21 protein-coding genes are annotated in these 19,186 nt (G+C 42.4%); 12 read left to right on the forward strand and 9 right to left on the reverse strand.

The window, feature by feature from the left end; all coding sequences use genetic code 11:
* Positions 1–82: 82 nt before the first annotated feature.
* Both ABD772_RS07440 and ABD772_RS07445 read right to left on the reverse strand, forming a co-directional pair.
* Positions 83–499, reverse strand: coding sequence for a hypothetical protein (locus ABD772_RS07440; protein ID WP_345102358.1), 417 nt, complete (start codon positions 497–499; stop codon positions 83–85).
* Between the two features lie 65 nt (positions 500–564).
* Entirely contained in the window at positions 565–750 is a 186-nt protein-coding gene (locus tag ABD772_RS07445; RefSeq protein ID WP_345102359.1) for a hypothetical protein, read from the reverse strand.
* Positions 751–985: 235 nt separating this feature from the next.
* Here ABD772_RS07445 and ABD772_RS07450 point away from each other — a divergent pair, with 235 nt between their 5' ends.
* From ABD772_RS07450 to ABD772_RS07460, 3 genes are all read left to right on the forward strand, one after another.
* Positions 986–1,678 (forward strand): S24 family peptidase, encoded by a 693-nt coding sequence (locus ABD772_RS07450; RefSeq protein WP_345102360.1) that lies wholly within the window; start codon positions 986–988, stop codon positions 1,676–1,678.
* A gap of 160 nt (positions 1,679–1,838) precedes the next feature.
* The gene (locus ABD772_RS07455; protein ID WP_345102361.1) at positions 1,839–2,195 is read left to right on the forward strand and encodes a hypothetical protein; all 357 of its coding nucleotides are present in this window, start codon (positions 1,839–1,841) and stop codon (positions 2,193–2,195) included.
* Between the two features lie 59 nt (positions 2,196–2,254).
* Positions 2,255–2,611 (forward strand): helix-turn-helix transcriptional regulator, encoded by a 357-nt coding sequence (locus ABD772_RS07460; protein WP_345102363.1) that lies wholly within the window; start codon positions 2,255–2,257, stop codon positions 2,609–2,611.
* Positions 2,612–2,678: 67 nt separating this feature from the next.
* On the opposite strand, the gene ABD772_RS07465 is transcribed toward ABD772_RS07460, so the two are convergent.
* Positions 2,679–5,930 (reverse strand): TonB-dependent receptor, encoded by a 3,252-nt coding sequence (locus tag ABD772_RS07465; RefSeq protein ID WP_345102365.1) that lies wholly within the window; start codon positions 5,928–5,930, stop codon positions 2,679–2,681.
* Between the two features lie 213 nt (positions 5,931–6,143).
* On the opposite strand from ABD772_RS07465, the gene ABD772_RS07470 reads away from it, so the two are divergent.
* Positions 6,144–6,662 carry a DinB family protein gene (locus ABD772_RS07470; RefSeq protein ID WP_345102367.1) on the forward strand — a complete coding sequence of 173 codons (519 nt, stop codon included), beginning with the start codon at positions 6,144–6,146 and terminating at the stop codon, positions 6,660–6,662.
* Between the two features lie 290 nt (positions 6,663–6,952).
* Here the strand turns inward: ABD772_RS07470 and ABD772_RS07475 are convergent, their stop codons facing one another.
* From ABD772_RS07475 to ABD772_RS07485, 3 genes are all read right to left on the reverse strand, one after another.
* Positions 6,953–7,372, reverse strand: a complete 420-nt coding sequence (locus tag ABD772_RS07475; RefSeq protein ID WP_345102369.1) for an OsmC family protein — start codon at positions 7,370–7,372, stop codon at positions 6,953–6,955.
* 128 nt (positions 7,373–7,500) lie between these two features.
* Positions 7,501–8,571 carry an NADPH dehydrogenase NamA gene (gene namA / locus ABD772_RS07480; RefSeq protein ID WP_345102371.1) on the reverse strand — a complete coding sequence of 357 codons (1,071 nt, stop codon included), beginning with the start codon at positions 8,569–8,571 and terminating at the stop codon, positions 7,501–7,503.
* 91 nt (positions 8,572–8,662) lie between these two features.
* On the reverse strand, positions 8,663–9,028 hold the full coding sequence (locus tag ABD772_RS07485) for a hypothetical protein (protein WP_345102373.1): 366 nt from the start codon (positions 9,026–9,028) through the stop codon (positions 8,663–8,665).
* A gap of 152 nt (positions 9,029–9,180) precedes the next feature.
* Here ABD772_RS07485 and ABD772_RS07490 point away from each other — a divergent pair, with 152 nt between their 5' ends.
* The 3 genes from ABD772_RS07490 (at position 9,181) to ABD772_RS07500 (ending at position 10,048) form a co-directional block, all read left to right on the forward strand.
* Complete coding sequence (locus ABD772_RS07490; protein ID WP_345102375.1) at positions 9,181–9,519, forward strand: single-stranded DNA-binding protein; 339 nt, start codon at positions 9,181–9,183, stop codon at positions 9,517–9,519.
* A gap of 81 nt (positions 9,520–9,600) precedes the next feature.
* Positions 9,601–9,876, forward strand: a complete 276-nt coding sequence (locus ABD772_RS07495; RefSeq protein WP_345102377.1) for a hypothetical protein — start codon at positions 9,601–9,603, stop codon at positions 9,874–9,876.
* 46 nt (positions 9,877–9,922) lie between these two features.
* Positions 9,923–10,048: a hypothetical protein gene (locus tag ABD772_RS07500; RefSeq protein ID WP_345102379.1), complete on the forward strand. Its 126-nt coding sequence runs from the start codon at positions 9,923–9,925 to the stop codon at positions 10,046–10,048.
* Between the two features lie 127 nt (positions 10,049–10,175).
* Here ABD772_RS07500 and ABD772_RS07505 read toward each other — a convergent pair whose 3' ends face one another.
* Positions 10,176–10,880 carry an SDR family NAD(P)-dependent oxidoreductase gene (locus ABD772_RS07505; protein ID WP_345102381.1) on the reverse strand — a complete coding sequence of 235 codons (705 nt, stop codon included), beginning with the start codon at positions 10,878–10,880 and terminating at the stop codon, positions 10,176–10,178.
* Positions 10,881–10,885: 5 nt separating this feature from the next.
* Positions 10,886–11,827: a lysylphosphatidylglycerol synthase transmembrane domain-containing protein gene (locus tag ABD772_RS07510; RefSeq protein ID WP_345102383.1), complete on the reverse strand. Its 942-nt coding sequence runs from the start codon at positions 11,825–11,827 to the stop codon at positions 10,886–10,888.
* 212 nt (positions 11,828–12,039) lie between these two features.
* On the opposite strand from ABD772_RS07510, the gene ABD772_RS07515 reads away from it, so the two are divergent.
* From ABD772_RS07515 to ABD772_RS07535, 5 genes are all read left to right on the forward strand, one after another.
* Complete coding sequence (locus ABD772_RS07515) at positions 12,040–12,909, forward strand: carbon-nitrogen hydrolase (protein ID WP_345102385.1); 870 nt, start codon at positions 12,040–12,042, stop codon at positions 12,907–12,909.
* 126 nt (positions 12,910–13,035) lie between these two features.
* Complete coding sequence (locus ABD772_RS07520; RefSeq protein WP_345102387.1) at positions 13,036–14,073, forward strand: agmatine deiminase family protein; 1,038 nt, start codon at positions 13,036–13,038, stop codon at positions 14,071–14,073.
* A 251-nt stretch (positions 14,074–14,324) separates the two neighbouring features.
* The gene (locus ABD772_RS07525; protein WP_345102389.1) at positions 14,325–15,206 is read left to right on the forward strand and encodes a LiaF transmembrane domain-containing protein; all 882 of its coding nucleotides are present in this window, start codon (positions 14,325–14,327) and stop codon (positions 15,204–15,206) included.
* A 31-nt stretch (positions 15,207–15,237) separates the two neighbouring features.
* Positions 15,238–16,272: a sensor histidine kinase gene (locus ABD772_RS07530; RefSeq protein ID WP_345102391.1), complete on the forward strand. Its 1,035-nt coding sequence runs from the start codon at positions 15,238–15,240 to the stop codon at positions 16,270–16,272.
* Positions 16,273–17,013, forward strand: coding sequence for a LytR/AlgR family response regulator transcription factor (locus tag ABD772_RS07535; protein WP_345102393.1), 741 nt, complete (start codon positions 16,273–16,275; stop codon positions 17,011–17,013).
* Here the strand turns inward: ABD772_RS07535 and ABD772_RS07540 are convergent.
* Positions 17,010–19,121 carry a tetratricopeptide repeat-containing sensor histidine kinase gene (locus ABD772_RS07540; protein ID WP_345102395.1) on the reverse strand — a complete coding sequence of 704 codons (2,112 nt, stop codon included), beginning with the start codon at positions 19,119–19,121 and terminating at the stop codon, positions 17,010–17,012. The genes ABD772_RS07535 and ABD772_RS07540 overlap by 4 nt on opposite strands.
* Positions 19,122–19,186 lie beyond the last annotated feature (65 nt).

The following is a 19,186-nucleotide window of genomic DNA, read 5'->3' on the forward strand; positions in this document are numbered from 1 at the left end:
AACAGTCTTTGTGTTCATTTAACTGCCGGACAATACAAAGATAAATAAAAAATATGATATATATGCTATTTGGCATAATATTTTACCAGATTTTTTCTTCTGCCACTTCATTCTCCACTAATTGAGTCAAAATAGTCTTAACTACGGCCTCACGTGCCCATCGCTGTTCGCTTAGCGACGCATCCTCCTGGTACCACCTGATGGGCTCGTTTATCTCAATACGGGTTCTGTAAATGAAATGCTTTTTTGGGTGCATCTTCGTGCCTTCGTAACTATTCAAATTTTCGGCCCTGATAATTTTAGCAAACTGTTTAATGTTAATATCAAGCTGCAGGCATTCGTCTAGCGTATTTTTAAAATCGTGCTTGTCTTCAAGCCAAAGGGTCAGGATATCGCCGTTCAATTCATGGTCGGCAACGGCAATGCGACTATAATCATAATCAACAGAAATGATCATCCACCATAGTTTGTCTTTTAGTTTTTGTGCAATCTTTATCATTTTTTTCACAATAAGAGGTTAGGCCATCATCGCTGATAGCTGAATTAATTTTAATTTTTAATTTTCTACAGGGCCGGCCGGGGTGGTATCCATCCGGGCAGGTGTTTTTGTATGGCAGTAATTTCTTTACTGTATTTATGACAGGCAGCGTAGTAAGCTTCAAGGCGAATGCTTAGTTGGTTGTTGTCTGTAACACTGCCTTGGACTGGTTGCGGTTTTTTATCTTGTAATGTGGTATAGGCTATGTGCATAGGTCGGTTGTGTAAGAGCTATTAATTATTCGTATCGGCAGGTATCCTTACTACGGATACGGTGGTTGTCTGTGTTTGAAAATATTTAACATTCTGTATTTATTTCTGTGTATTCTGTAGTATAATTTGGATTGTATATAAATATATGTTAGCTTAGTCGCCGATTGGTCTTACAAATATAAAGAAAAATCTGTATTATAAATCAAGAAAAAAGAAAAATAATTTTCAACAGACTATGGAATCGCCCGAAAAAACAAATAAAATTAAAACTGTACGTCCTGAAACTCTGGAGTTTATAATATTATATAATCAGCTAAGAGGCAGGGCCTTTACAGGTAATGCGCAGTTAGCTGAGGTATTAGGTTTTAATTCGGCAAGCTCTATTACAGAGATTATTAAGAGCCGTCAAAACATTGATCCTGAAAAATTCAGAATTTTTAAAGAACGGTATAAAGATTTTATTGGAGGTGGTACCTATGTGCCGGCCGCTCAGGTAACAAAGGTTGCCGAAGGTATCCCGATGTATGAGATTACGGCTACTGCATCGGGCGTTGAGGTTTATAATGATATTAACGATACACAGCCGGTGGGCCGGATGAATTTTCCGGGTATTGAGGATTGCGATTTTGCCCTGCCGGTTTGGGGGCATTCTATGTATCCCTATTTAGAGAACGGCTGCTGGGTAGCTTTAAAAGTTATTCATGATAAAAAAATACTGCCCGGTGAGGTGTATTATATCGAGTGGGGCGATTACCGCATGTATAAACGCTTATTGTTAAGCGATAACGAGGGCGAAGTGATAGCTCATTCTGACAATACTACCGAAATGGTTGGACACCAGTTAAAATATGCGCCATTCCCCATTAAAATAGCTGACATTAAAAAGTTATGCCTCGTTAAGGATATCCATAAAAAGCATAATCATTGACGTTATTGGCATAATTGAGTTGCATGACTGATATTTTTGAGATTTTTACTTGCGCTCTTAAAATAGCTCTAGGAATATAAGTAGTATTATACAACAAGTTAAATATTTCAACTATCGATGTTTTATTTATACTTTTAAGTTTGATTTAAACTGATATTCTATGGACGTTAACCTGTACTTGATCTTAGGCGCTATTGCTATTGTTGCAATTATTTTTATCAATCATCGCAATCAAAAACGCAAAGTAAAAACTATGCTTGAAGACGCAGGAGGCACGCAGCTTATCTTCCTGACCAAAGCGGTTGAAAAAAAGTACAAGGCCTTAGCCGAAATTTTGTACGAAGGTGGTATGGAACCTGTTGGCCCTAACACAGGTACTACACAAAGGGATATTTTAGTACAACAGCTTCAAAAGCTGGAGCATGCCTATGCTGCAAAAAAGATCTCTCTCAGAACTTATGACGATCACCTTTTTACCTTATTAGAAAAAGCAAATAAGCTCACGGTAGTTGCTTAAAATAGCCTTTATTAAAATAAGGCTTGCCATTTATTGGCGTTTGCTTATTATTGCATTGTATGGCAGACGACAGTATTGTTAAACGAATAAAAATTATAGTTAAAGATTATGGCGGCCAGTTGGCGCTTGCGGGCGCCATAGGGGTCGACCAGGGCTTTATCAGTAAGGTTATTAATCAGAAGCAAGAGGTAAGCTATTACCTCATCAGCAAGCTTTGCTTTCAACTTAAATACTCGCCAGAATGGCTGATACTGGGCACCGGCGATAAAAAGATCAATAAAGCAGGCTCGCCTAAGCTGATTACCGAGATACAAATGATGCGCACCGAACTGGATATATTGCATGCACGTATGCGCGCTTTCGAAATTGAAATTAAAGAACTAAAAGAACGAGGCAACATTCAACAAGCAGGATAAATTGGTTTGATTATAAAAAGAGAAAGCCCCGAAAAATCGGGGCTTTCTCTTTTTATAAATTTTATGTTTAGAAGGTATAACGAATACCAAATTGCATTTGCCATCTTGATTGGAACAAATCAACTGAGTATGGTACACCCGGGTTGGTGAATGTATACTTTGGATAAGTTGTTGCCGCATTTGCAAACGATGGGGTTTGGGCACTGACAGCGGTTAAACCAACACTTGATGTTGAGTTAAATGTATTAGCTGAGAAATAGTACTGACCCCATTTTTTGTTCAGCAGGTTGGTAAGGTTAACAATGTCATAAGTAAAAGTGATCATTTGTTTGTGCTTACCACTGCCAAATTTAAAGTCCTGGCTATAACGGAAATCTAAATCGTTATTCCAGGGGGTAAACGCTTTGTTACGCTCGGTGAAATTACCACGACGTGAGCTTAGATATTTGTTACCGTCGATAAATTGATCGAAAGCAGCAGCTTGTTGCGCAGCGGTAGCACCGCCGGCAATATCGCTGAAGAAGTTAATGGCCTCGCCTTTTTTAGGGATGTAAGCTAAACTAACTTGCTGACCGGTGCCATCGATAGAATTAGGCAAGAAACCATAAGTAAACGGGTTACCTGATTGTGCACTAAAGAACAATGTAAAGTTAGCAGTGGCGTTGCCATCTTTATCCCAGTCATGACGGAAGTTAACGTTTGATACGATACGGTGGCGGATATCAAAGTTTGAGTTAGCCAAAGTAGGGTTGTTTGGATTCAGCGCCTGGTTTAGCTGCCAGTTTGATTCCATGGAGTTACGGATGCCGTTGGTGATGTCTTTAGAGTGACCGTAGGTATAAGCAATGTTAGCAGTTAAGCCGAATGGGAATACTTTACCAATTTGACCGGTAATGCTATAACGGTAACCTTGATCGGTATTTGATAACTCATAAGCATTAGTATATAACGGGTTAATTTTAGTATTAACAAATATAGGCTGCTGATGCTGAGTATCGTAAGGATAATAAGTTACATTGTCAGTAGTGTTAACCTGTTGGAATTTTAAATCATGGATAACTTTAGTATAAATACCTTCTAAGGTAAATTTCCATTGGTTGTCAGTTGTACGATCAACAGCTAAGCTGCTTCTCCACACCTGAGGCATTTTGAAATTATTGTCAACCAGGTCGGCCTGGGTCGCGCCAGCGGCGTCATGAATGTTCACACCCCGGGCCGCCACATAAGCAGCACCACCTTCAGCAGGCGCTTGTATTACGCTTTGATTTGCAGGAGGCGTTTTGCTGTCATAAGCTCCGTAAGTTACACCGTTGTTGTAAAACGCATAACCTAACCATGCAAAAGGGATACGGCCTGTAAAGGTTCCCGTACCACCACGTACAATAACGCTTTGGTCACCCATTACATCATAGTTGAATGATACCCGGGGGTTGATCTCGATATTGTTTAAATATTTGTTGGTAATGTCTTTCGGTTTAGTGTAAGTAAAGGTTTTGCCGTAGTTAGGATCAACCGGAGCATTTGTTGTTTTTGAACTCAATGGTTGTTTATCTGGTAAGCCTGCATAATCTAAACGGATACCGCCGGTTAACTTAAAATTGTCAGACAGTTGGATGTCGTCCTGAGCGTAGAAGCTTAACAGGTTAACTTTAAATCTGGCTGATGGGTGCGCCAGGATGTAGTCTCTGGTGTTATTAGTATAGTTATAGTTAGCACGAACACGCGAAGGTGAATCATTCAGGAAGTCGGCAACGCTTTTAAATGCGTCACGGCCGTTCCATGCGTTAACGAAGTTATAGGTAATATCGTACAACTCGTTGTGCGTGCCAAAGGTAAATGTGTGCTTACCTGTGGTCCAGGTTAAGTTATCAGTAAACTCGGTAGTTTTTTGGTGCATGTCAAAAATAGCAGCTTCACGGTCAGTACCTAAGAAAATGGTAGTACCCGGAGCTCTGCCGGTGATCTCAATTTGCGGTAAAGCCGGGTTTGAGTTTGGCGAACGATAGTCATGTACGTTTGAGTAACCAAACACCAGGCTGTTGTTCACGGCATTGGAGAATCTGGATTTCCACTCAGCTACAGTTGAAGTTGAGTTGTTGTGTGATGTATAATCTATACCACCAAAACGAAAGTTTTGTTGATCGCGCTCCAGGTTAGTAGCTTGCGAAGAGATAGTATTGTTACGAATGGTTAACTGGTTTTTGTCGTTGATGTTCCAGTCTAAGCGATTAAAGAATTTATTTGAGTTTGAGAAGATTGAGGTATTCCCGTAAGCCCCGGCATCAAAACCTGCAGTCGCAAATTTGTTGGCAATAGCCTGGGCGTCAGCCAAAGTCAGGATATTTTTTGAACCTGCAGTCCCTGCGCCGGCGATAACCGGATCAACACGGCGGGCAAACTCCTCGCTGCTAAAGAAGAACAATTTATTTTTGATTAATGGGAAACCTACACGGAAACCGGTATTCAGATCGTGAAATGCTGATGGTAATTTAGAGCCGTCGCCACCTGAAGCAGTGGCAGCATTATTGGGGCCAACCATAAAAGCGCCACGGCCATAGCCGTAAACTGAACCGGTAAGGTCATTTGTACCGCTACGGGTTACCGCGTTTATACTACCGCCTAACACGTTGCCAATTTTAATATCATAAGGGGCAACGTAAACCTGGATGTCCTGGATAGCGTCAAGCGAAATAGGGCTTGTACGGGTACTGCTGCCAACCTGACCAGAAGCATTATTCTGGCCACCTAAAGATGGACTGAAACCAATTGCGTCATTATTAATAGCGCCGTCGAGCGTTACGTTGTTGTAACGGTAGTTGGTGCCTTGAAATGAGTTATTATTGCTTTGTGGGGTATTACGCGTTAAATCCTGCAAGCTGCGATTCAAGCTTGGCTGCGTACGTATTTGGTTTGCATTGATACGTGTGCTGGCGCCCGTTTTAGCTGGCCCACGGCTTTTTATTCTTACCTCATTTAGCGCAGTTGAGTTTTCGCCGAGTAAGAAGTTAAAGGTTGCATTACCTAATTGTAAAGTAACGTCGGTACGTTCGTCGGCTTTGTAGCCTACATAAGTTGCAGAAATAATGTAAGGGCCACCCGGGCTAATGTTTTGAATAATATAACGGCCGTCTGCATTGGTTTGCGACGCATACTTGGTACCTGTGCCGGTGTTCAGTACATTGATACTAACACCCGGCAAAGAAACGCCTTTCTGATCAGTAACCTTACCGGTTAAAACCGATGTCGTGATCTGGGCATTTGCAGAACCTGCAACTACCAGTAACATAAAGGATAATAGGATTGAATAAATCTTTTTCATGTGTGAAATTTTGATACACAAAGGTGGTGCGGGTCTGTTAATCGAATGTTAACTCAGAATTATGATTAGCTTATGATGTTAACAATAGCTACCATAGGCGTTAACCTTTTCTTAACATTAAAAAAAATTTGATTGTTGAATTTTCTGCTGACATAGGGCTGTCACTAAGCCGCGGTTTCTTTGTATCAGCAAACACTAAAACCAAGCAACGTTATGTCAATCATCAAAAAATTATTAAAGGAGATTGAGCAGGAAGCTCAAACCACCCGCAAGTTCTTAGGCATTATTCCGGCTGATAAATTTGACTGGCAACCACACTCTAAGAGTATGAGTATTATGCAACTCAGCAATCATATTGCTGAGCTCCCGGCTTGGGTAAGCATGGCCATAACTACCGATGGACTGGATTTCCACGCCAATCCTTACGAACCTTATGAAGCAAGAACTGCCGCCGACTTATTAGAAGTATTTGAAAACAGCTATGCTGATGGCCGGGCACACCTGGAAGCTGCTACAGAAGCTGAATTGGAAAAGCCATGGGTATTACGCAGCGGCGAAACGGTGCTAGCCAACATGACGAAATATGAAACCGTGCGGATAGCTATAGCACAAACTATCCACCATCGCGCACAGCTGGGTGTATATTTACGATTATTAAATATACCTATCCCCGGCAGCTATGGCCCCAGTGCCGACGAACTGGAAGCCAGACAGGCATCCACTGTTGCTTAACCTTGTTCTGTTTCACTTGAAAAGTGAAACAGAATGAAACAAGTGAAACAGACTTTTTCATTAACAACCTTATAAATAATACGTTATGAAAATAAGCTGGAACAAAATGAAACAAAGCATTCGTCAGGGTTTTCACAGGTAAATTTTATGCTATTAGCTGACAATCAGCATAATGCAAATTGGTGCGATTTTGTTGAGATGAAACAAGAGGAGTTAAACAAGATGCGGCGCCTTAAATAACAAAGGCCAGACATTTGCCCGGCCTTTGTTATTAATATATACGCATGCTATTATTGATAGCTTACATTCAGAGTAATAGGTACGCTTAACGCTTTTGAGATAATGCAATTTGCCTTGGCACCTTCGGCTATTTCTTTAAATTTTTCTTCAGGTACACCATCAATAACTGAGCCTTTAAGTTCCAGGTGGATGCCGGTAATGCTTAATGCCTGCATATCCAGATCAAGGATAGCATCAGTGGTCAGATCGCCGGGTGTAAAACCTGCTTGCGACAGTGCAGCGCCTACTGCCATAGTAAAACAGCCTGCATGAGCCGCAGCTATCAACTCTTCAGGATTGGTGCCTACGCCATCGGCAAAACGGGTTTTAAATGAATATTGGGTATTATTTAATGTGGTGCTTTGGGTTGAAATTTCGCCTTTGCCTTCTTGCAAAGTTCCGTTCCAGTGAGCGTTTGCGGTGCGTTTCATAGTTTTAGTTTTAATTGTTGTTATATGTAAATATAGGAGTTTTTAAACTTTAAACAGATCAGGCAACTATTAACAAATCTTTAAAACATCAATCCGCAAAATCGTTGGCTTTAACCTCAACTCTAATCTCACTTCTGCCACTTCGCCCGCTCATATTGTACCGGCCATTTAATTTCGTCAAAACCCAGCTCATGTGCGGCGCGCAGTGGGAAATGCGGATCGCGCAGCAACTCGCGGGCTATGATCACCATGTCGGCTTGTTCGTTTCTGATGATGTCGTCGGCTTGTTTTGATTCAGTTATTAAACCCACAGCACCTGTTAAAATTCCGGTTTTACGCAAGGCCTCGGCAAACTCAACCTGGTAACCGGGCTTTAATGGAATAGGGGCAAGCACATTACCGCCCGACGAGCAATCAACCAGATCAACACCTTTATCTTTCAAAATTTTTGCTAACTCGACGGACTCATCAGCGGTCCAGCCGCCCTCGGTCCAGTCGGTTGATGAGATACGTACAAACAGTGGTTTTGTAGCAGGCCACACTTGCCGGATACTGTCGATGATCTCCAATAACAAACGAATACGGTTTTCAAACGATCCGCCATATTCATCGGTACGTTTATTACTTAAAGGCGAATAAAATTCATGGATCAGATACCCATGTGCCGCGTGAATCTCGATCACATCAAAACCTGCTGCTAATGTACGGGCTGCTGCGGCTTTAAAATCGGCCTTAACTTTTTCTATGCCGACTTTATCTAATGCTATCGGAGCCTCCTCTGTTTCTTTAAAAGGTACAGCACTTGGCGCTACTGATTTCCAACCGTTGGATTGATCTGAGGGAATCTGTGCATTACCTTTCCACGGCAATTCGTGGCTGGCTTTACGGCCGGCATGAGCCAACTGCGTTCCCGCCAGTGCGCCCTGCTCATGTATAAAGTCGGTGATTTCTTTTAGTTTAACGATATGCTCGTCTTTATAAATACCCAGATCGCCATGACTGATGCGGCCCTCGGGCGATACGGCAATAGCCTCGGTAATCACCAATGCAGCGCCGCCTACAGCACGGCTGCCCAGGTGTACCAGGTGCCAGTTGTCTGCAAAACCCTCCTGGCTGCTGTATTGGCACATGGGCGATACCACAATACGATTTTTAAATTCAGTGTCTTTTATTTTTAAAGTAGAAAATAGATGTGCCATGTTGATATTTTTGCGGTAAATATGAACAGTAACATCGGCAATCATCTCATGGTTTTGTAAGATAAACCTATTATGATGCTTGTATGATAAACTATTCCACCTTCTCTTCGCGTTTTACCAGTAAAACTTCATCACCGTCTAAAGGCAAATAGCCGTACTCATAACAGAAATGGTAGGTCTTGCCGTTTTGGGTGTCATATTTATTGGTGAGGTATTTAAAGTCGAAACCCCTGGCGGCCATTTTTGCTTTGGTGGTTTTGGTTTTTCCGGCGGGGTTTAGTTCTTCTAAAATGCGCCGGTTACGCTTCAGGATGTTGTTAATATTACGCACTATATTATAACTGTTACTATTTAGTTTGTTGTTATAATTATTGCGGCACAGGTCGTTACAAAACTTTTTATCGGCACGCCCATGTATGGGGTTCCCGCAATCCAGGCATACTTTTTCCGTTTCCATAAAGCTAAGGTAGTCAATATAATATCCGCTTGCAACCGTTTGCAAACGGATATTGTCGTTTATAAGCAATTAATATCCGACTAATTTTTTCGTCGTGCTGCACCTTTGCTTCATCAAACAGAAATAAAGTATAAACCATAAAAATTAAAATCATGAACTCATTAAGAAACAGTGTACGCCTGGTTGGTAACCTGGGCCTGGATCCCGAAGTAAAAGTTTTCGACAGTAATAAAAAGCTGGCTAAATTATCATTAGCCACCAGCGAGACCTACAAAAACGAAAAAGGGGAGAAGATTACCGATACCCAATGGCATAACCTTGTGATATGGGGCGCACAGGCTCAAATAGCCGGCGACCTGCTTAAAAAAGGCGATGAGATTGCCATCGAGGGCCGCCTGAATAATCGCAGCTATGTAGACAAGGACGGTAATAAAAAATATACCTCAGAAATTGTAGTGAATGAATTTTTAAAGACAAGTAATCGCAATTAAATAATAAAATATCCGACCCTAAACCTTTATTATCAACAACCTAACCTTATCACATATCTAAACCTTATCACTATATTTGTTATGTACTTAGAAGCAAAAGAAACCGCCCGGTTGTATCAGTTGTTATCAGACAAATTGGGTAACGACACTACCGAGGCCATGTTTAAATACATCGATAACAAAACCGAACGAGCAGTGGAGAACAGTATTCAGACATTAGCAACCAGAGAAGATGTAGCTAACATCCGCAAGGAAATGGCTGAGATCAAGGCGGAAACTATTAAATGGATGTTCATTTTCTGGGTTGGCCAATTTGCTGGCATCATCGCTATTATAATGATGATGTTAAAAAAGTAGGAGGGTAAACGAATTAGGAAATATTACTGCAAAGCGTGATTTCGTAATGATGAAAGCCAATTTGTCAATCGTCAAGAATGATTTAGCAACTGCCAAATATGAACTTACCGAGAATATCGGTGAATTAAAAGCTGACCTGATCAAATGGATGTTTATTTTTTGGGTTGGCTAACCCGAAGCAAATAAAGCTAAAGAGAATAAGCTTTTTAATGCTATATAAAGATAAAGTCATAAGGTTTGGTTATCAATGTGCTCTATGAAGATACGAGTTATCTTTTCCCGTTGCAATAATTACCCCATTACGGCGTCACTGTAGCCACCGGCAATACCTTGCCATTAAAAAACTTATGACCGGTTAACGCAAAATCGGCTATATATTTACCCATTTCAAAAGCCATAACCGGCGACTGATAACCCGGGAAAGCTTTTTCCAGCATCTCGGTTTGTGCCGAGCCTAAGGCCAGGCAATTTACTTTGATCTCTTTTTCTGCGAACTCCTGGGCCAAACATTCAGTTAGCGTGTGCAATGCGGCCTTACTCGCTGAGTAAGCCGACAATCCCGGAAATTTTGCGCTGCCCTGAAAACCACCCATGCTGCCTATGTTTAATATATGCGATCCGGCCGGCATAAACTCTTGCATGCTTTGTATAATACGTACATGACCTATAAAGTTACTTTGCAGCATTTCTACAAAGTCACTTTCGCCAAGTTCCATAAAAGGTTTGTTAATTAATGCGCCGGCGTTGTTGATCAGCACATCCACCTTGCCATTAAAATGGCTGTTAATAAATTGCTGCAGGCCATCATAATGGTCATGCACAATATCAAATGCGATAGGATAAATGATGCCGTCCGGATTTAAGTCGAGCGCTATCTGGGCCAGGCGTTCCAGTTTATCCTGCGAGCGGGCCAGGGCTATTACTTTATGTTTTCCGGAAGATATCAGTTCGATTACCGCTTCAAATCCTACGCCGCTGCTGGCCCCAGTTACAATAATATTCATAGTTTTTATTCTTGCTGATCTTCATTAATGCCATGAAGGCCTTCTTCTAAACGTTTAGGGCGCAGCACATAATAAACACCAAACAGAGCGACAATGATAGAGATCAGGTAAAACCCAAAGCTCAGGTAAACGGCCATGTCCTCCGTTAAATTAAACTCGCGCGCCAGTGTTAAAAACAATGCATCCCTGATGCCACCACCGCCTAAACTGAACGGTATTACTGCCGCTAACGATGAAAATAAGAATGATAGCAGGTACGGCGCAAACTTACCGTTAAAATCTTGCGCCATCAGCAGGCACACGATACACAGCAACTGCATACTCTGTACGCCGATAGCCTTGGCATGCGCTGTAAAAAACTTGTGGGTATAATCTCTGAAAAACTTGCGGGCAACGATATAATAGATTACTGAGCCTATTAAAACTATTGTTAGCGGATAAGCCAAATGGTAAGGGAAATTGGGTATCAGAATAATCAATCCCACCACAATAGCGCCAATGGCCCAAAACCCACTCAGGCGGTCGAACAATATAGCCCAGAAAACCTTTTTGGTAGGCAGGTTATAACGTTTGTGAAGCAAGTAAATTTTATAGCCGTCGCCACCAATACCACCGGGCAATAACACATTGTAGCACAAGCCTAAAAAGTATAAACGCAGGTTAAAGCGCCAGTCGAGTTTTAAGCCTATCGATTTGAAAAAGCTCAACAACCGCCATGACGAAAACAACATCGAGCCGACGTAGCATGAAATAGCCGCTGCCAGCCAACGGCGGTCGGCATGTAACAGACGGTATTTTATTTTAACGAACGGTACCTTACTGAATACGTAATACAACAGCCCGCCGGTTACTGCAATGATTAATATGATCTTAACTACGCTCCAGAGCTTGCCCTTCCAGGTTTTATGCTCGGTGCCTTCGTCGACTACTTCTTCAATTTCTGTCATTGGCTGCAAAGGTAACTTTTTTAGAGATTAGTTGAATAGCGAATGGTGAACGGTGAATAGTGAGTTGAATGGGGTTTTATGTAATAAAACGCACAACTCACTATCCGCTTTAAGCATAATATTAGAAACCGGTGACCTTATAATGGCCAACTAATCTCTAATGTTTAATTAACTAATCTCTAAAAAAACTACTTTTGCAGAAAATATACAGGATGAGTAAAGTACAGGTAGGCATAGTGCAAATGAGCTGCACTGCCAACAAGCACGAAAATTTACAGAAAGCCATTGCACGCATAAAAGATGCCGCCGCCAAAGGGGCGCAGATAGTTTGTTTGCAGGAGCTTTTTACGTCGCTTTATTTTTGTGATGTTGAAGATCATGATAATTTTTTACTGGCCGAGGCTATCCCCGGTCCTTCAACTGATGAGCTGTCAAAAGTTGCCGCGGAACTTGGTGTAGTGATCATAGCATCTTTATTTGAGAAACGTGCACAAGGCCTTTATCATAACACTACAGCCGTTATTGATGCCGATGGTGCTTACCTGGGTAAATATCGTAAAATGCACATCCCTGACGATCCGGGTTTTTATGAAAAATTCTACTTCACCCCGGGCGACCTGGGCTACAAGGTTTTCAAAACCAAATTTGCAACCATCGGAGTATTGATCTGCTGGGATCAGTGGTATCCTGAAGCAGCCCGCATCACTGCATTAATGGGAGCCGAAATATTATTCTATCCAACCGCCATAGGCTGGGCCACAACGCAGGACGAAACTACCAACATTGAGCAATACAACGCCTGGCAAACCATCCAGCGCTCGCATGCGGTGGCTAATGGTGTGCACGTGGTTAGTGTTAATCGTGTAGGCGAAGAAGCGGGTGTTAAGTTTTGGGGCGGATCATTCTTTGCCAATCCGTTCGGGACCGTTATCCATCAAACTACGCATGATCAGGAGGAAGTCATTGTACAAGAGCTGGATCTGAACAAAACAGACTATTACCGTACGCACTGGCCATTTTTGCGCGACAGACGTATTGACTCGTATCAGCCAATTACTAAAAGATTGTTAGACGAGGAATAATTTAGTCATAAAATAATAAAGCCGTCATTGCGAGGAAAGTAGTAATCTCTGAACTATTAAGGCATCGTAGCCTATCGTGTAGAGATTACTACTTTCCTCGCAATGCCGCTTTTAAAGTATAGCATCATGGACTTTCCAAAACAAAAAGGATTTTCATTCCCCGCTGAGTGGACCAAACACAAAGCTACCTGGCTGAGCTGGCCTCATAAAGAAGAATCATGGCCTGGCAAGCTCCTGACCATTTACCCGCAATACTGCCAGTTCATTAAGGCTTTAACAGCCGGCGAACTGGTGCGCATTATAGTGAAAGATGAGCCTATGGCCGCTTTTGCCAAAGAGCAACTAGGACAGGTGGGTGCCGATCTGCATAAAATAGAATTCTTTGAGTTTGGTACTAACGATGCCTGGTGTCGCGACCATGGTCCGGCGTTTTTGATAAATGAGGCTACCAAAGAAAAAGCCATTGTCGATTGGGGCTATAACGCCTGGGGCGGGAAGTATCCGCCGTTTGATCTGGACGATGTCATCCCAACAAAAATTGCTAAACATTATGGATTGGAAGTTTATCATCCGGGCATTGTGATGGAAGGCGGGTCGGTTGATTTTAACGGGAAAGGCACTATACTCACCACTACCGCTTGTTTGCTGAACCCGAACCGCAACCCGCACCTGAATCAACAGCAAATAGAAGAATACCTATACAATTATTATGGTGCCGCGCAAATTTTATGGTTAGGCGACGGCATTGTAGGCGATGATACCGACGGCCATATAGATGACATCACCCGTTTTGTGAATGACGACACTGTAGTTACCGTAGTTGAAGAAAATAAAAACGACGATAATTATCATCTCCTGAAAGAAAACCTCGACACCCTGAAAACCATGCGTCTGCTAAATGGCAAACAACTCAATATAGTCGAGTTGCCGATGCCTGATGCGGTTGTATATGAAGATCAGCGGCTGCCGGCATCATACGCTAACTTTTATATCGGCAATGCGGCAGTTGTCGTTCCAACTTACCGTTGCGGTAACGACGATAAAGCTTTACAAATATTGCAAAGCTGTTTCCCCGACCGTAAGGTTATTGGTATCGATTCGACCGATATTATCTGGGGATTGGGCAGTTTCCACTGTCTGAGCCAGCAGGAACCTGAGGTATAAGTTCACCAGCTGAAATATTCCTATCACTTTGTAATCTCGAACTATAGGGAGAGATCTATACACCGCTTAGAGTACCTGTGTATAGATTTCTCCCTTTGCTCGAAATTATATTTTATTATAACTATCCCATCCCAACTTTTTAACCGACAAAATCGCCACATTCACCGAGTTCTTGACCACCAGTCGCCAGTTTTAGTTTTGGCTGACTATATTAGTGCTTTACTTTTGTAGTAAGATTAAAACTAAGAAAAATGAACAACGATATAAATGACATAAATCAGCCTGTCGCCCCAAATAACGGCAAGGCATTAGCCGGCATTATTTTGCTGGTAGTAGGCGCAATCCTGCTTTTTAAACAATTCGGCTTATTTGGTTTGCCCGGCTGGCTATTCAGCTTCCCGATGTTGTTGGTAGTAATAGGCTTATACATCGGCGCCAAAAATAATTTCAGCAATCTTTCATGGGTTATTGTGACGGTTATTGGTTTTGCTTTTTTGCTGGACGATATTTTTCCGCATTTTGATGTAAGCGATTTCTTTTGGCCGGCTGCCATGATCGGGTTCGGCGTATATTTAATATTACGCCGTAAAAACCACAATTACTGGGATAAAAACGAGTGGAAAAAAAAATGGAAGCAAGGTAAATACAACTACAATTATAATTACAACTATGGTAACTCCGGCCCGGCCGAGCCTGTGGTTGACTATACTGTAAAAGACGAAGCTGCTGATACTCAAACCCCTCCAAACACAGGTCCCACCTCAGGCAGCTCAACCGGAACTAACTATACCGGCGACGAGCATCTGGAATCAATATCTGTTTTCGGCAGCAATAAAAAGGTGATATTTTCCAAGAACTTTCAAGGCGGCGAGATCGTGAACGTGATGGGCGGTACCGAGCTGGATTTTACCCAGGCCGATATCAAAGGCAGGGTTTATATTGATGTTACCCAAATATTTGGTGGCACCAAGATCATTGTACCATCGCATTGGATGGTGGTATCAAATATGGCCGCCGTATTTGCCGGCGTCGACGATAAGCGCATCAGAACCAATGCCCCGTTAGATAGCGAGAAGGTGCTGGTACTAACCGGTGTATCTATATTTGCCGGCGTAGATGTCCGCAGTTATTAATTGTATCAACCTAACTTATAAACACAACGTTTTGGCTGTAACACAATCACTTACTTTTCAAAAACTGCGTTTAGCGTTTATAGCTTGCGGGCTTGCCTGGGCAGGTTTGCAGGCTTACATAATTCATAGCTTCGGTTTTGAGTGGTTTACAGCTTTAACCGATAGCTTGGTAAGCTCTGTTTTATTGGCCGCGGCTTGTTGGCTCATTAACAATAACCTGCGCTATTATCAGCCTGGCAAGGGTAGTTATGCCAACATCCTGATTTGGATAGTCGCTCTGGCTGCTGCTGCAACCGCCGGCTGCCGTTATATTTTACCCTTTATAAACGGTGGAGCGATATATGCTAACTTTATGTCACAGTCGCTGGTTATACGTTTTTTTACGGCGTTTTTGGCGATAGGCTGGATGGCCATGATCAGTATGATCTGGTATTCGCAAATTGACCAGAAGGAAAACGAAAGACGCAAAGCCGAGGCCGAACAACTGGCCCGCGAAGCCGAATTGTATAACCTGCGCCAGCAATTACAACCGCACTTTTTGTTTAACAGTTTAAACTCTATCAACGCGCTTATTGGCTTTAAGCCTGATCAGGCCCGTAAAATGATACACCAACTATCAGATTTTTTGCGGGGAACCTTAAAAAAAGATGATCAGTTGCAGGTTAGTTTAACTGAAGAGCTGCAACATCTGAACCTGTATCTGGAGATTGAAAAGGTTCGTTTCGGGCATCGCCTTAAAACAGAAATAAGCTGCGACGAACAATGTGGCGAGTGTGTTATGCCCGCCATGTTATTGCAGCCCTTAGTTGAAAACGCCATCAAATTTGGTTTGTACGATACCACAGAAGAGGTTGTGGTCAGCATTCGTGCCGAACTGGAAGGCAACTATCTGGAACTAATTGTTCAAAACCCATATGACCCCAAAACATCGCGCCCGCGCCAGGGAACCGGTTTTGGATTAAGCGGCGTGCAGCGTCGTCTGTATTTGCTGTATGCCCGTAACGATTTGATGGAAACTCACACAAATGATAATATATTTACAACCATTATTAAAATTCCGCAGTAAATGATAAGAGCTATACTTATTGACGATGAGCCGCTGGCCCGCATGGTTGTAAGAGAATATTTGTTGGAATATCCGCAAATAGAAGTTCTGCAAGAGTGCGGCGATGGTTTTGAAGGTCTGAAGGCCATTCAGCAGCATCAGCCTGATCTGATATTCCTGGACGTGCAAATGCCCAAAATAAATGGCTTTGAGATGCTGGAATTGGTTGATGAGCAACCTGCGGTAATATTTACTACGGCGTTTGATGAATATGCTATTAAAGCCTTCGAGGCCCACGCCACCGATTACCTGTTAAAGCCTTTCAGTAAAGAGCGTTTCAATAAAGCCGTCGAGAAATTTTTGGCACAAGCCCCTGTAACTGCTGCTATAAAAAAAGAGGAATTGTTAGAGACAGCCGCACTCTCGCCGGCGCAGCATGAGCGTATCGTAGTTAAAACCGGCACTAAGGTTAAGATCATCCCGGTTGCTGATGTGCAGTACCTGCAAGCCGACGACGACTATGTAAGCATTATCACCCCTGAAGGTGCGTTTCTAAAAAATAAAACCATGGGCTTTTTCGAGCAAACGCTTGACGCACGTCAGTTTGTACGCGTACACCGCAGCTATATTGTAAGCGTGCAGGAGATAACCCGTATTGACCCATACGAGAAAGATAGTCACCTGGCTATCTTAAAATCGGGCGCTAAAATACCGGTGAGTAAAACCGGTTACGTCAAACTAAAACAGGTGCTTGGAATTTAAATTGTCTTATTGCCTAAAGGTAAGGTAAAACATAGTTTGGTGCCTGTGCCCAACACACTCTCGGCCCAGATTTTGCCTTTTTGTTTTTCAATCAGATCTTTACAGAACAGCAGACCCATGCCGGTGCCTGACTCGTTCTCGGTGCCTGCCGAACTATTTACATGGCTCTTAAACAGGGTGTTCAGGTACTCGGCGCTCATGCCTATGCCGTGATCTTTGAGGCAGAAATTCAGTTCTTCATTTTCAACCCGGGCCGATACTTCGATTACGCCATCGCGTTTAGAGAACTTTATAGCATTGGTTAAAAAGTTATGAATTACAATGCGCACCGAGCTTGGGTCGGCCAGGGCTATGGCATCGGGTGATATGTTTTGCTGGATGCTCAAATTTTTTTGTTGCAGTTTATCTTCCAAATGCTTCAGTTCGCGGCTTACCAAATCGGCAAACGAAAAGCTGACAGTCTTGTTTTTGGTGCCATCAACCTGGCTGTTTATCCAGAACAAAAGGGTATCCAGAAAATCAGATGTGTTTTCCAGTTTGGTAAATACTTTAGGTGTCATTTTAACAAACTCGTCGCCCGTTAGGTTTTCGTCAGTCATTAGCCCAAACAGGCCACGCAGTGTACTTATGGGGGCACGCAGGTCATGCGCAAGCACGCCTATTAACCGATCTTTCAAGCTATTGAGCTCATTAAGTTTAGTAGCTTGAGTATTAAGGTCTTCCTGTTGCCGGATAATTTCGTTGTTCTTTTCGCCTAATAGCTGATTAATATGTTGCTGCTTACGCTTAGCATTATAATAAACCGATACAATTATTGCCAACACCACGATAATAATTGCAGATATCAAATTTTCCTTACTCTGATTGGCTATACGTTTTCTATAATCCTCTTCTTTTTTATGTTGACGATCTACTAACTCGCTTTGTTTCTTTGCAAAATCCACTTCAAGATTGTAAAACATGGCTTTATGTATGCTTTCGCTGTGTTGTAACTCACTTTTTAAGCGTGTGTAAACTTCATGTTCGTGGTAAGCCTCCTCAAATCGTTTCAGCCCGGCTAGCGCAGTGCTGATTTGCAGCGAAGCATCAGTCTCTACAATGAGGCTATTAAGCTCACTACCGATTGCTTTGGCCTGTATAGCATAATTGTAAGCCTGCTGATAATTTTTATCCCAACTGTATACCATTGCCAACCCCACGAAGGCATAAGCTTTAACATACCTGGTCTTGTTTTGCTCTGCCAACTTTAAAGACATTTCAAGGTACCGTACAGCGACATCCGGGTGTTTGATATAGTAATTGTACAAACCCAGGTCATAGTAGACAAACGACAACCCGTCGGTATCATTTAATCGCTTAAATATAGAGTAGGCGCGGTTGATATAGCTTATGGCATGTTTATAATCTTTTTGGCTTATATATAAATCGCCGATGTCCTGACAAACTGTACTGATCCCTTGCTGATCACCCAGTTTTTCCCAAATGGCCAGCGCACGATTGTAATAAGTCAGGGCTTTAGGATAAAGTTCCAATTCCTGCATAATAACGCCGATATTGCTGTACTTGGTAGCCGCTGCGTTTTGATCGTTATGTTTGATATCGATTAGCAGGGCTTTGAAATAGTAATCAAGCGCTTCCGAGAAATCGCCTTTATTATCATATGTGACACCAAGGCGGTTGTAACATTCCCCATCATCGGTCTCATCGGGTGTTTTTAGACAGTAAGCAAGCGCCTTTTTGTAAAGATCAATGGCGGCATCATAATTCCCCAGGAAATCTTGAATACGCCCCAGCCCCTTATAACTTTCGCCGATGCCTTTATTGTTATGAAGCTGCTGATATAATTTGAGCGCTGCATTATATCTGTTGGCTGATTCATCATAATTACCTCTGAAACTGTTCACCAAAGCTATTTGCGACGCGCCATCGGCAAGGCCTAACACATACCCCGTTTTTTTTGAAAGGCTGATTTCAAGCAGACCGTAATATAAGGTGCTGTCGGGATTTAAGTGATAATAATATGATGCAAGCTTATCGATTTGTTTGATGGTGAGTGTGTCCGCTTTGCCCGAACCTTTTCGGAGGGTAGATACAATCAGTTTTTTCAAGCTATCAATATGAAGATCTTGTTGCCTGGCAGATAACTTGAAGTTGTATAAGTTAAAGATGATAA

This window comes from Mucilaginibacter panaciglaebae (assembly GCF_039539265.1).
Lineage (GTDB): Bacteria > Bacteroidota > Bacteroidia > Sphingobacteriales > Sphingobacteriaceae > Mucilaginibacter > Mucilaginibacter panaciglaebae.